The 13161-nt window shown below is 66.0% G+C and carries 10 protein-coding genes; 6 read left to right on the top strand and 4 right to left on the bottom strand.

Annotation, left to right across the window (positions count from 1 at the left end):
• Positions 1-6: 6 nt before the first annotated feature.
• The 4 genes from ACNO8X_RS07385 to ACNO8X_RS07370 are packed head-to-tail and all read left to right on the top strand — an operon-like array spanning position 7 to position 5813.
• A complete protein-coding gene (locus ACNO8X_RS07385) occupies positions 7-675 on the top strand; it encodes a DUF4194 domain-containing protein (protein ID WP_260971112.1) in 669 nt (222 codons plus the stop codon).
• Complete coding sequence (locus tag ACNO8X_RS07380; RefSeq protein WP_418004775.1) at positions 668-4009, top strand: ATP-binding protein; 3342 nt, start codon at positions 668-670, stop codon at positions 4007-4009. Before ACNO8X_RS07385 ends, ACNO8X_RS07380 begins: the two co-directional genes overlap by 8 nt.
• A 10-nt stretch (positions 4010-4019) precedes the next feature.
• Positions 4020-4805, top strand: coding sequence for an exodeoxyribonuclease III (locus ACNO8X_RS07375; RefSeq protein WP_418004774.1), 786 nt, complete (start codon positions 4020-4022; stop codon positions 4803-4805).
• A complete protein-coding gene (locus ACNO8X_RS07370) occupies positions 4806-5813 on the top strand; it encodes an alpha/beta hydrolase (protein WP_418004773.1) in 1008 nt (335 codons plus the stop codon). It begins immediately after the preceding gene.
• On the opposite strand, the gene ACNO8X_RS07365 is transcribed toward ACNO8X_RS07370, so the two are convergent.
• On the bottom strand, positions 5810-6370 hold the full coding sequence (locus ACNO8X_RS07365) for a TetR/AcrR family transcriptional regulator (protein WP_418004772.1): 561 nt from the start codon (positions 6368-6370) through the stop codon (positions 5810-5812). The two genes, ACNO8X_RS07370 and ACNO8X_RS07365, sit on opposite strands and share 4 nt — an antisense overlap.
• 114 nt (positions 6371-6484) lie before the next feature.
• On the opposite strand from ACNO8X_RS07365, the gene ACNO8X_RS07360 reads away from it, so the two are divergent.
• Complete coding sequence (locus ACNO8X_RS07360; RefSeq protein ID WP_418004771.1) at positions 6485-9529, top strand: MMPL family transporter; 3045 nt, start codon at positions 6485-6487, stop codon at positions 9527-9529.
• 10 nt (positions 9530-9539) lie between these two features.
• Here ACNO8X_RS07360 and ACNO8X_RS07355 read toward each other — a convergent pair whose 3' ends face one another.
• From ACNO8X_RS07355 to ACNO8X_RS07345, 3 genes are all read right to left on the bottom strand, one after another.
• Positions 9540-9863, bottom strand: coding sequence for a hypothetical protein (locus ACNO8X_RS07355; RefSeq protein ID WP_418004770.1), 324 nt, complete (start codon positions 9861-9863; stop codon positions 9540-9542).
• A 453-nt stretch (positions 9864-10316) separates the two neighbouring features.
• On the bottom strand, positions 10317-11141 hold the full coding sequence (locus ACNO8X_RS07350; RefSeq protein ID WP_418001500.1) for a transposase: 825 nt from the start codon (positions 11139-11141) through the stop codon (positions 10317-10319).
• A gap of 125 nt (positions 11142-11266) precedes the next feature.
• A complete protein-coding gene (locus ACNO8X_RS07345) occupies positions 11267-11611 on the bottom strand; it encodes a transposase (protein WP_418001499.1) in 345 nt (114 codons plus the stop codon).
• 92 nt (positions 11612-11703) lie between these two features.
• On the opposite strand from ACNO8X_RS07345, the gene ACNO8X_RS07340 reads away from it, so the two are divergent.
• On the top strand, positions 11704-13161 hold the full coding sequence (locus ACNO8X_RS07340; protein ID WP_418004769.1) for a DUF222 domain-containing protein: 1458 nt from the start codon (positions 11704-11706) through the stop codon (positions 13159-13161).

The raw sequence follows: 13161 nt of genomic DNA, 5'->3' as shown, positions 1-13161 counted from the left end.
CCAATAATGAGCGACAGCCCAATCGATTTCGCCTCGCTTCCCGAGGTCGACGGCGCCAGCCGAGTGGCGCAGCAGCGTCGGCCCCGGTTCGACGGCGACGTCAGCGCCATGCCGGACCGGGCCTGCTGGGCACTGCAGCACCTGCTGACCCGCCGCTATATCAGCAGCGAATCCGATCGCGACATCTACAGCTGGATCCTGGAGTACCGCAACGAATTATCGGTGCGGCTGTCCGAACTCGACCTGCAGCTGCGCATCTCCGAAGGCGTCGACATCGCGTTCATCGAGCAGGCCCGCTACGAGTCCGCCAAGGGCATCAAGGTGTTGCGGCGCGAGCCGCTGGGTACCTACGACTCGATTCTGGCGCTGCACCTGGCGCAGATGATGCGCGCCGGCGGCGACCAGAGTTTCCTGATCAGCCGCGACGAGATGCATGGCATGTTCACCGGGGTGCTCAACGAAACCGACCGCGACGCCGTGACTTTCACCGCCCGGATCGACGCCGCCATCGCGCGTCTCACCGGTCTCGACATCCTGCGCCGCAGCCGCGACGACGAAGACAGCTACACCGTGAGCCCGGTGATCACCGCGGTGATGACGGCCTCGGTGATCACCGAGTTGCAACAGCAGTTCGAACAACTCACGGGCACTGGGGGATCCGATACAGATGTCTGAGCAGTTCCACCTGTCCCGGCTCCAGATCATCAACTGGGGTGTGTTCGACGGCTACCACACCATTCCGTTCAGTGCCGGCGGTTCGCTGGTCGCCGGCGCCTCCGGCAGCGGCAAATCGTCACTGCTGGATGCCATCTCACTCGGCTTCCTGCCGTTCAACCGGCGCAATTTCAACGCCTCCGGTGACAACACCGCGGCCGGCTCGAGCGCCGGCCGCCGCACCGTCGACAAGTACGTCCGCGGCGCGTGGGGTCAGCGCAGCGACGCGGGCACCAGTCAGGTCATGTACCTGCGCGGCGACGGCACCACGTGGTCCGCGGTCGCGGTCAGCTACACCAGCAACACCGGCCGCACCATCACCGGCCTGGTACTCAAATGGCTTACCGGAGAATCACGTTCGGACTCCTCGAGCCGGTTCGTCATCGGCGACGGCGATCTGGACATCGAGGACGTGTGCAACCGGTGGGCCGCGGGCCGGTTCGACACCGGGGTATTCAAGGAAAACGGCTGGCGGTTCACCACCAAGGTCGAGTCGCAGTACCTGGCGCAGCTGTACGCCTCGATCGGCATCCGGGCCTCGGACGCCGCGCAGCAGCTGCTGGGCAAGGCCAAGTCACTGAAAAGCGTTGGTGGACTGGAGCAGTTCGTCCGCGAGTTCATGCTGGACGAACCGGACAGCCTGGCCCGGCTGCCCGAGGCCCTCAAGCAGATCGATCCCCTCGTCGAGGCCCGTGAACTGCTCGCAGTGGCCCAGCGCAAGCGCAAGATCCTCGGTGACATCGAGGCGATCCAGGTGCGCTACGCCTCCGAGTCGACCGACCTCGGCATCATCGATCTGGTCGACCTGCCGATGGTGCGGGCCTACACCGACCACGTCCGGCTGCGGCACTGTCCCGCCGAGATCGAGACGCTCGACGCGACCATCGACCAGCTGGAGCACGAGAACGCCGACCTGACCCGGCAGCTGAATCTGGCCAAGGCCGAGGGCGATTCGCTCAATGCCCAGATCAACGGGGCATCGGCGAATGTCGCCCCGCTGCAGTCGCAGGTAACCGCGGCCGAGGCGCAGGCCGACGATGTGGCCCGCCGGCGCGCGGGCTACGAGGAGATGGTCGCGGCCCTTGGCGTGGAAGTGCCCGACAGCGCCGACGAATTCTGGAATCTGCGCGAGGAGTTGACCCGGCAGGCCACCGAGATGCTGGGCAAGTTGGAGTGGGGCCGCGATACCTCCACCGACGCCGAGTACGCGCAGAAGTCCGCGCGAATCCTGCGCGACAACGCGGCCAAGGAACTCAAGCGCGTCGAGCACGTGGGCTCGGCGCTGCCCGAGTCCGCGGTCACGATGCGCGACCAGATCTGCGCGGGCGTGGGCATCGACCCCGCCGAACTGCCCTATGTCGCGGAGCTTTTCGATCTGCAGCCCGAGCACACGCGGTGGCGCCTCGCGGTGGAGAAGGTGCTGCGCTCGGTCGGCCTGCGGCTGCTGGTGCCGGACCAGCACTACGCCAAGGTGCTGCGGTTCGTCAACGAGACCAACATGCGCGGACGCCTGGCGCTGCACCACGTCCGGGCCGGCTCATCCGGTCGCGAGGCAGAACCGAACACGTTGGCGGGCAAGCTGTTCCTGGTCAAGCCGAAGCATGCCTGCGCCGCCGAGGCCGTAGATGTGATCGCCGCGGCCGGTGACCACATCTGCGTGGACACCCCCGACGTGTTCGTGCGGTTTCGCCGCGCCGTCACCGATACGGGTCTGTACAAGGACTCCGACCGGCTGGCCATCAAGGACGACCGGCGCCCGATCAAGCCGTCCGAGTACATCTATCAGGGCGACATCAGCTCCAAGCTGGAGGCGCTGCACACCGAGCTCACCGAGGCCGAGGAGGCCTTCAGCGCCGCCCGTCGTGCCGCGGATGAGATTGCGGCGCAGCGGCAACGCTGGCGCGACCGGGCCGCGGCCTGTAAGGCCGTCTACGAGCAGTTCCCGCAATGGAGCCAGATCGACACCGACACCGCCGAAGGCCATGCCGACCGGCTCCGCGAACAGTACGACCTGCTGCTGGCCGACCACCCCGACATCGAGGCGCTGTCGGCCCGGGCCGAGGAATGCTGGGTCGACATCCAGACCCTGATGACCCGGCGCGGCGCCATCCAGACCCGGCGCGACGATCTCGACGGCCGTCGTACCAAGCTGATGGACCTGCAGGACCGGCTGTCCCCCGCCGACGTGTCGGAGCACGCGACAGATCTGTTGCGTCGCTACGCCGCTGATGTTCCGGTGCCGCTGGAACTGCTCAACCCTGAGCCGCACCGCGAGGCGTTGTTCGCGGCCATCCGCCGCGAACGCGACCAGCTCACCGAGAGCCGCCGGCGCTCCTACGAGGAACTGTCGCGGATCGTCGCGACCTTCGACACCTCGTTCCCGGACGCCATCCCGAACGACTCGGATGACTTCGACGAGCGCATCTACGACTACGTCGCGGTCTGCCGCCACATCGACGAGCGCGAGCTACCCGACGCCTACGACCGCATGATGCGGCTGATCACCGAACAGGCGCCCGACGCGATCCTGACGCTGCACCGCGTCGCCGAGCAGGAGACCCGGCGGATCAGCGAGCAGATCGATCGGGTCAACACCGGTTTGGGCGCAGTGGAATTCAACCGCGGCACCCGACTGACGCTGCGCGCCAACCCGCGCAGCATGGTCGCGGTCTCCGAGCTGACCGACATCGTCAAGGCCATCTCGCGACGCATCGCCGAGGTGGGGCTGGGCGACAAGAAGGCCATCCTCGATCAGTACGCCGACATCCTGCGTTTGCGAAACCGGTTGGCCGGCAACAACCCCGAGGACCGGGCCTGGACCCGGGACGCACTCGACGTGCGTAACCGCTTCACGTTCGATTGTGCCGAGTGGGATGTCGCCAACGACGAACTGATCCGCACGCACAGCAACGCCGGCGACAACTCCGGCGGTGAACAGGAGAAGTTGATGGCCTTCTGCCTGGCCGGCGCGCTCAGCTTCAACCTGGCCAACCCCGAAAGCGGCGACAACAAACCGGTTTTCGCGCAGCTGATGCTCGACGAGGCGTTCTCCAAGTCCGACCCGCAGTTCGCCTCGCAGGCCTTGCAGGCGTTCCGCAAGTTCGGCTTCCAGCTGGTGATCGTCGCAACGGTGCAGAACGCCACCACCATTCAGCCGTACATCGACGGCGTGGTGATGGTGTCCAAGTCCGAGGCCACCGGTCGCAATGCCCGGCCCGTCGCCAATGTCGCCACCAAAACCATCACCGATTTCACCGCCCTGCGTCGGGAACTGAAAGTCCCCGAACCCGTCTGATCGGAGCGTCATGCGTATCGCCACCTGGAACGTCAACTCCATCCGCACCCGGGTCGACCGGGTCACGGACTGGTTGTCCCGCGCGGACATCGACGTGCTGGCCATGCAGGAAACCAAGTGCAAGGACGACCAGTTCCCGACCATGCCGTTCGCGGCACTGGGATACGAAGTCGCGCATGTCGGACTCAGCCAGTGGAACGGTGTGGCGATCGCGTCCCGCGTGGGCCTCGACGACGTGCGGGTCGGTTTCACCGGCCAACCTCAGTGGCAGGACGCCGACGAGGCCCGCGCCATCGGCGCCACCTGCGGCGGGGTCCGGGTGTGGAGCCTGTACGTGCCCAACGGCCGGACACTGGACGACCCGCACCTGCCATACAAGCTGAAATGGCTTTCCGCCCTGCGGGATACCGCAGCCGGCTGGCTGGGGGACGATCCGTCGTTGCCACTGGCTTTGATGGGCGACTGGAACATCGCGCCGACCGACGAGGACGTCTGGGACATGGCCGAGTTCCAGAATTCGACGCATGTCTCGGAGCCGGAGCGCGCCGCGTTCCGCGCCATGAACGACGCCGGATTCGCGGATGTGGTGCGCCCGTTCACCCCGGGTCCGGGGGTCTACACCTACTGGGACTACACCCAGCTGCGGTTCCCCAAGAAGCAGGGCATGCGCATCGACTTCGTGCTGGGCTCACCGGAATTCGCAGCCCGCGTCACTCACGGCGAGATCGTCCGCGAGGAACGAAAGGGCAAGCAGCCCAGCGATCATGCACCCGTGCTCGTGGAATTGGAGAAGTAGATGGCAGCCCTCCCGATTGTCTATGCCGCTGAACCGGCCAGCCTGCGCGCCCGCATCATCCACCTCTTCGCGTCATTGTTCTTGGCCCGCATCCTGATTCGCGCGCTGACCACGGCAGGGTACGAGGCCACCTCACGCCGGATCGTCCGGATGGGACACAACGTCAACCGGCTCGCCAGTCTGCAGCGGCGTCGACCGCCACGCGGCTTCCGATTGGCCGCCGAAACTTGGAACGGTCTGCCGGCCGAGTGGGTTTCGCCCGCCACCCTCGACGCGCCGATCACCGACGGGGTCATCCTCTACTTCCACGGCGGCGGATTCGTCCTCGGCGATCTGAACACCCACCTGCGCGCCGTCGCCGCCCTCTCTCGCGTCACGCGATTGCCGTTGGTACACATCGAGTATCGGCAGTACCCCGAGGTCGATCTGGAGACGACGATCCAGGACTGCCTCGGCGCCTACCGCGAGCTGCTGAGCCGGGGCGTCGATCCGGCCAAAGTCATCATCGCCGGCGACTCGGCCGGCGGGTTCCTGGCGTTCGCCACCGCGCAACAGGCCCCGAAGCACGGGCTCCCGAGTCCCGCAGGGGTGGTCGGTATTTCGCCCTTGCTGGAACTGGACAACGCTTCGCGCGCTGCACATTCGACCGCGTCGACGGACGTCTTCGGGATTGCCACCGGCTTGCCGGTCATCACCGAGCGCATCTGCCCCACGGGAAATCTCGACCAGTTGGAGCCGGTCTCCGGCCCCATGGATGCGATGCCGCCGTCCCTGATCGTCGTCTCCGCAACGGAATCACTGCTATGCGACGCCGAGCGGATGCAGGGCAGGCTGCACCAAGCGGGGCGCACCTGCGAGGTCATGGCCTGGCCCAGTCAGCTCCACGCGTTCCCGGCCATATTTCCCGGGCTGCCCGAGAGCCGTCGGGCGTATGCGCGGATGGCCAGTTTCATCGCCGAATGTCTTTCCGGCAGAGCCACCGACGTACCACCCGCCCAGTCCGCCTAACGCAGGAGCTGCTCCACCGACTCGACAAGCGCTTCCTCGACCCGGCGTAGCGGCAATTCCGACCTGGTCGATTGCGCCATGACGATGGCGCCCTCCACCGCCGCCACGGTCAGCGTCGCCTGACGCGCCGCATCGCCGGCTGACAGCCCGGCCGATTCCAGCCCGGCAGCGATCCGGCGCTCCCAGTCGAGGAAGACCTCACCGGCGGCGTCGGCCGCTCCGGGGGCCTCACTGCGGCCGAGCGCGGCCGCGACGATCGGGCAGCCGACCTCGAAGTTGCTACTGGTCAGATTCGCGATCCACATCTCGACGAAGGCCCGTACGGCACCCACCGGACCCCGCTCACCGATCAGTCGGTCGATGCCGTCGGCCAGCATGTTGCCCGCCGTGACGGTCGCGTCAGCCACGAGTTCAGCCTTGCCGCCAGGGAAGTTCAGGTAGAGCGACCGGCGTGCGGTACCGCTGCGTTCGAGCAGCTGGCTCAGGCCCATACCCGAAACGCCCTGCCGCCGAATCAGATCGATGGCTGTGACGACGAGCCGATCTCGGGCACTCATGTGACGTAACTCCCTGTCTCGCGGCATTGTTTGCATACCGATTGGTCTACTAGCGTCTGGCTTCAATAGTAGACCGGACGGTGTAGTTCGGGTCTCGAATCGAGGGGGTCCTGGGTGGGACACAACAGCCGGTTTTTCGGCGTCACCAGCCGTTTCTGTGCGAAATGGGCGTGGTTGATCATCGGTTTCTGGGTGGCACTGGCCGGGATCCTGAACGTGACCATCCCGCAGCTCGAGCAGACCGTCGCAGAGCGCTCCGCGCCTTTCATGCCCGCCAACATCAAGGCCGCGCAGACGCTGCGTGAGATGTCCGATGCCTTCGGCGTCCCCCGGTCGTCCGCGGTGGGCAGCGTGGTGCTGGTCGATGAGCACGGCATCGACGCCGCCGACGAAGCCCTGTACCGGAACGTCGTCACCACCCTGCGGCGGGACAAGACCAACGTCGCCTACGTGCTCGACACCTACGACAATCCTCAGTTGCGCGATATCGCGCTAAGCCCGGACCACAAGGCGATCAACCTGGTCATCGCCGGCACCGGTGACGTCGGGTCGACCAAGGCGCACAAGAACACCATCGAGATCCGCGATCAACTCCACGCGCTGCCCAAACCACCCGGGGTCGGGATATACCTCACCGGGCCGTCACCGACGCTGGCAGATCTGTTCAGCGCCATGGACTTTTCGCTGCTGATCATCACCGCGGTGTCCGTTCTGCTGATCACACTGGTACTGCTGATGGTCTATCGGTCCCTGCCCACCGCGATGGTGCCGTTGCTGACCATCGGTATCGCCCTCGGGGTGGCCCGCCCGATCGTGTCGCTGCTCGGTATGACCGGGATCCTCACCGTTTCGAACTTCACCATCTCCCTGATGACCGCGATGCTGCTCGGTGCCGCCACCGACTACGCGATCTTCATCCTGGCCGGCTACCACGAAGCCCGGCGTAGCCAGGTGCCCGTCACTGATGCGATAGCTCAAGCCGGACAGCGGGTTTCAGGCATCCTGATCGCGTCGATGCTGACCATCGCGGCGGCCGCCACGGCGATGGGATTCACCGAACTGGGCATGTTCAAGGCCGCCGGCCCGCCGATCGCCATCGCCATCGTGGTCGGCCTGGCGGTGTCGATGTCACTGCCCTACGCCCTGCTGTCGATCCTGGGCGCGCGCGGACTGGCCGAACCCCGGCCCCTCAACGACCGCCGCTGGCGCCGGATCGGATCGACGATGATCCGCCGGTCCGGCGTGCTGGTGACCGCGTCGCTGGTGCTGTTGCTCGCTGCCGCATCGGTTCTCACCACCTTCCGGGTGAACTTCGACGAGAACGCCATGCAGCTCGACGACACCGAGAGCGCCATCGGCTACCAGAAGACCTATGCGCACTGGGGTGTCAATGAGGCGGCGCCGGAATACCTGATCGTCTCGGCCGACCATGACATGCGGAACACCGACGACCTCGCCGCGCTGGACCGGGTCGCGGGGCGCATTGCCGGCATGCCCGAGATCGCATACGTCCGTTCAATGACGCGGCCGGCCGGAAAGCAGTTGCCGCAGACCACCATCGGCTATCAGGCCGGGATCGTGGCAGACCGGCTCGGCGACGCGCGGACTCAGGTCGCCAGGGCAGTGCCCGACATGCACCGGCTGGACTCCGGAGCGGCACAGTTGCGCGACGGCGCCGCCTCCGCGGTGACCCAGATCCCCCAATTGGTTTCGGGCATAAAACAAGTGACCGGACTCGCCCATCAGGTCCTCGACGGGTACCAATCCGCCGGCGCGGGGCTCGCCACCCTGACCGACGGGACGGTGGACGTCCAGTCCGCGCTGGCGGATCTGACCTCCTCCACCGGATTGCTCGATGCGGCGTTGCAGGCCATCGACGGCAACGCGCAGGTCGCCGAGGCCGGTCGACTCGTGAGTTCGGCGCTCGGCTCGGCACTTTCACCGCAGCCCGGGCCGGACTGTCTGCTGAACCCGGTATGCAGCCGAGCCCGCGCGGACATCGCGGACCTCGACTCGATCTCCAATGGCGCGGTCAGCCGGGCACTGCTGCAGGCCCAGCGCCTCACCGCGATCCCGCAGGTCACCGTCGACAAGGTGCGGGCTGCCGAGCCCGCCATCCGGGATGCGTTGGCCACGTTGCAGAAAATGGTGTCGAACCTGCCCGGCGGTTCACCGGCGCAGGCCCGTGTCCAGCTGACCGAGCTGGTGCGCGGCGCCGATCAGCTCAGCGCCGGGATGACGCGCCTCGCCGTCGGGCTCGACCAGGTCAAGGGCGGCGTGGACCGGGTGGTCGACATGTCGGGGCAGCTCACCGACGGGCTCGGCCAGGCGACGGACTATCTGACGACCTTGAGCACCCACACCACCGACGGCCCGGCATCAGGCTTCTACCTTCCGCCCCAAGGTTTTTCCGACCCGAAGTTCCGGGCCGCACAGGACCTGCTGTTCTCCCCTGACGGCAAGACGGCGCGAATGCTGGTGATCTGGAAGATCAATCCGTACAGCGCCGAAGCGCTGGACGCGACGCGGACGCTGGCCCCGGCCGCGACCCAGGCTGCCGCCGGAACCTCTTTGCAGACAGCACGTTTCGCCAGCACCGGTCTGGCTACGCTGTCGGCCGACATGCGCGACCAGGTGTGGCACGACTTCGCCCTGTACGGCATCGTCGCGATCCTGGGTGTGCTGCTGGTGTTGATCGTGCTGTTGCGCAGCATTCTCGCGCCGGTGTTCATGGTCGCGGTGGTGACGCTGTCATTCGCCGCCGCCGCCGGAGTCAGCGTGCTGGTGTGGCAGCACATCATCGGAGTCGACGTGGACTGGTCGGTGTTCCCGGTGTCGTTCATGGCACTCATCGCCGTCGGCGCGGACTACAGCATGCTGTTCGCCGCACGTATCCGCGACGAATCCGGCGACGGCATGATCCGCGGCATCATGCGCAGCTTCGGCACCACCGGCAGCGTCATCACCACCGCCGGAATCGTCTTCGCGCTCACCATGTTCGCGTTGATGAGCGGACGGGTGATCAACCTGCTGCAGATCGGGTTCACCATCGGCATCGGGCTGCTGATCGACATCACTCTGGTGCGCACCGTGCTGGTGCCGGCCGCCATGGCCATGATCGGCAACCGCATCTGGTGGCCGAGCAAGGTGAAGCCCTAGGCGGTCGTAGCTACGGGCACCCCAAGAACTGACAGGTCGCGTTGGTGTTCTCGCCTGCGACTGTCCGGTAGTGGGGGTGCCCGCCGTACCAGCCGTCTTCCGCTGTCATGCCAACGACCTGAGGCGGCATTCCGCGGTGTACCAGGTTGTACCGATGGCAGGTCGTCCAGTCCCAGTCAACTTCGGTAAATCCTCCGGGGACCGGCTGACCTGGACACCAGGTACCCGAGGACGGTTCTGCTTGGGCGGTGCCGGCGCTCAACCCGAACGCGGCCAGACTCATCCCGCCGGACAACAGTGCCGCCGCGGCCAGTCGTGTGATTCGTCGCGTCATGTGGACTCACCTCTCTGTTCGTCGACACTGTCGTCGATCTGCTGCTGAATGGTGAAGGAAGCATGCAGCTCGGCTCTTGGCGAATTCTTGGCTGGCATGCCGCCGGCCCTACCCCACAGAGAGTGATGCGGCTAGCCGAGCGCGGGCATCGTCGATGCTTAGTGTGCCTAGCCACCGCGTAGTCGTTAAGCGTATCTGCGACTCGATCCTGCGGTCCGCTCAATCGGAGCAGACCCTCGACGATCAGGCCACCCAAGCGTCAAGCCCATCTGCTCGCCACTGAGGCATCGCCAACTCACCTCCTCACGACGACGCAGAATGGCTAGTTGACCTAACCGTTGAAGATCCCGTCGAGTCCAATCCTGCTGCGGCGCTTGTGTTTAGGTGTCCTAACCGTCGCCGATGCAAGCTCGCACTTTCCGCGGGTTCTTGTCAGTGGACGGGTGTCTTGCGTCAAGAAGTTGGCAGGTTTTGTGGGTTCGTCGAGTTTAGGTAGGCCTGTTTGGGGGTGCGGTCGTCGAGGGCTTGGTGGGGTCTGATGGTGTTGTAGATGGTTCGGAAGTGGTGGGCTTCCATGTCGAGGGCGTCGCCGTCGCCGATGTATCCGCGAAATAGGTGCTCGTATTTAAGGGTGCCGAAGAACCGTTCGATGACGCCGTTGGTTTGTGGGGATTTGATCCGGGTTCGGACGTGCCGCAGCAGTGGGTCGGTGTGGTCGGCGAACAGTGCCCCGAAGTCCTTGCCGCGGTAGCAGGGGCCGTTGTCGGTGACGATGGCGATCGGTGCGGGTGTCTGGCCGATGATGTTGTCGTGGGCGTCGAGGACGTCCATCAGGGCGCGGTCATCGCGTAGGTCGTCGATAGCCAGGACGCGTTGGGCTTCGTCGATGGCCAGTTGTATGCAGCGCACGGCATCGATGCCGCGGCTGGTGGGGGTGACGGTGATCGCCAGGCAGTATTTGGTGGCGTAGTCGATGACGGCACTGATCCTCCAGATGCCGCCGTTGGTGGTTTCGAATTCGGAGAAGTCCGTCTGCCAGACCCGGTTGCGTTCGGTGGGTGGGTCGCGGAACACTTTGCGGCGCAATATCGCCCAGGATTTGCGGTCGGCGCGAAATCCCTGGGGCAGCAACAAGCCTCGTCGTTTCAGTGCTCGTTGCACTGAGGAATTGGTGACGTCGTGGCCGTCGGCGCGCATCATGGCGGCGATCTTGCGGTAGCCCCAGGCTGGCCACGCTTCGGCGTATTTGGCAGCCAGGCCTTCGACGCGATCAACCACCGGCGCCGGCCACGGACCTCTATCCGCAGCGCCATGACGCAATCGGGCCAACCGCCGCCGGTAGGTGCGTTCGGGGATGTCTGCCAGTACCGCGAACCTCGAAACCGGCAGCCCCGCCGCCTCTCTTAGGGCTTCGAGGTCTTGGAAGGGACCTGATCGATCAGCGCGGCACCGCGCTGCCAAATCCGAAGCTGCACCGTGGCTTCGGCCAGCGCCAGTTTGAGTTGCTCGTTTTCGATCTGCAGGCGCCGCTGTTCGGGTGTGCCCTTAGCCCCGGCCGGGCCGCTGGGCACCTCCTCAAGCCGCTCGGCGCCAGCGGCTAAAAACTGATGCTTCCACTTCGTCACGGTTTCACGGCAGACCCCGCTGCGGCGTGCGGCCTCCCCGCACGTCATTTCGTTGGCCAACACGGCCAGCACCAGTCGGGTCTTTTCTTCGGCAGGGATCTTCGTCCGTCGCGATCTGGCCATGACTCACTCAACCTCCTGAACCCTGGCCTCGTTGTGGATAACGCGACCCTGCCAAAAAGTTTGAGTCAGTAGACGGGAGTAGGGTCGCACAGGTGTTCGAATTTGATAGTGATCCCCACGCCGAGTCCGCGGCGGTCGACGCGATCACCCTCGCCACCCGGGAAGAGAACGCGGCCGGTGCCCGCCGCCTGGCCGCGATCGGTGACCTGTGGGCGCTTCGGGCTCCTGATGATGATGTGGAAAAGCGGTATTGGGCGATCGACGGGTATTCGGGGCTGGTGGTCGAGGTCGCGGCCGCTCTTGGGGTGTCCCGCAAGCGGGCGCAGGCGCAGGTGGACCGGGCGGTGCTGCTGCGCACCCGGCTGCCGAAAGTGGCGGCGGTGTATGCCAAAGGCCTGATCGATGCGGTGCTGGTCGCGATGATCGTCTCGCGCACCGACCTGATCATCGACGACGACGTCGCCCAGCAGGTCGACGCCGACCTCGCGGCCAAGATTGCGTCCTGGGGCCGGTTGTCGAAACCGAAGATGGCACAACGCATCGACGCGATCATCGCCGCCTCCGACCAAGCGGGGGTGCACGCCCCCCAACCTCCGTCGCAGGCCCGCTACCTCGACATCCGTGTATCCGGCCCGGGAAGTGCCAATGTCTGCGGCACGGTGGATGCGGCGACCGCCGCCGTGCTGGACGCCGCCCTCGATGACCTGGCCCGCCGGGTGTGCAAGAACGATCCGCGATCGCATGATCAACGCCGCGCCGCCGCCATGGACGCCCTGGCCCGGGGTGGCCGGCTGCAGTGCCAATGCGGGCAATCCGACTGCGAGGCCGCGGCCACGCCGAATCTGCCGGCGCCGACCGTCGGGACCCGCTCGGTGATCCACGTGATCACCACCGCCGACGCCCTCGACGGTGGTGGGCCGGGATTCCTGCCGGCGTACGGGCAGATCCCCGCAGGCCAGGTGGCCCAACTTGCCGAGGGCGCGACGCTGCGGCAGGTGCACACCCCGCCGGATGTCATCGAACCGCGGTATCGGCCGTCGGCCAAGCTGGCGGAGTTCGTGCGGTGCCGCGACCTGACGTGCCGATTCCCCGACTGTGACCGGCCGGCTGAAGCCTGCGACATCGACCACACCGTGCCCTACCCAGCTGGGCCGACGCACCCGTCAAACCTCAAGTGTCTGTGCCGGTTTCATCACTTGCTCAAGACGTTCCACGGTTGGACCGATCACCAGTTCCCGGACGGGACCGTGGTCTGGACCGCGCCCACTGGGCACACCTACGTCACCAAACCTGAAGGTGCGCACTGGTACCCGCAACTCGGCAAGCCGACCGGCGCAGTCGAAATCACTGGGGAGCCGGTGCGGAAACCGGGGCGGGGGTACTGCATGCCCAAACGCAAACGCACCCGAGCCCAAGAACGCCAAGAACTCATCAATGAGACGCGGATGTTCAACGAAGAACACATCGCCGACGACGAATGGCGCCGCCGCCTCGAACTCGAAAAGATTCTGGCCGCAGAAGAAGACTGGGACCAACCAGCACCGTTCTAG

Source organism: Mycobacterium sp. PDNC021, from assembly GCF_048282635.1.
GTDB lineage: Bacteria > Actinomycetota > Actinomycetes > Mycobacteriales > Mycobacteriaceae > Mycobacterium > Mycobacterium llatzerense.
This window is presented reverse-complemented; position numbering and strand designations above follow the sequence as displayed.

Coding starts and splice junctions, on each gene's coding strand:
- ACNO8X_RS07370 (WP_418004773.1), top strand. CDS start 4,806: ATGGCAGCCCTCCCGATTGTCTATGCCGCTGAACCGGCCAGCCTGCGC.
- ACNO8X_RS07345 (WP_418001499.1), bottom strand. CDS start 11,611: ATGGCCAGATCGCGACGGACGAAGATCCCTGCCGAAGAAAAGACCCGA.
- ACNO8X_RS07380 (WP_418004775.1), top strand. CDS start 668: ATGTCTGAGCAGTTCCACCTGTCCCGGCTCCAGATCATCAACTGGGGT.
- ACNO8X_RS07375 (WP_418004774.1), top strand. CDS start 4,020: ATGCGTATCGCCACCTGGAACGTCAACTCCATCCGCACCCGGGTCGAC.
- ACNO8X_RS07385 (WP_260971112.1), top strand. CDS start 7: ATGAGCGACAGCCCAATCGATTTCGCCTCGCTTCCCGAGGTCGACGGC.
- ACNO8X_RS07365 (WP_418004772.1), bottom strand. CDS start 6,370: ATGAGTGCCCGAGATCGGCTCGTCGTCACAGCCATCGATCTGATTCGG.
- ACNO8X_RS07355 (WP_418004770.1), bottom strand. CDS start 9,863: ATGACGCGACGAATCACACGACTGGCCGCGGCGGCACTGTTGTCCGGC.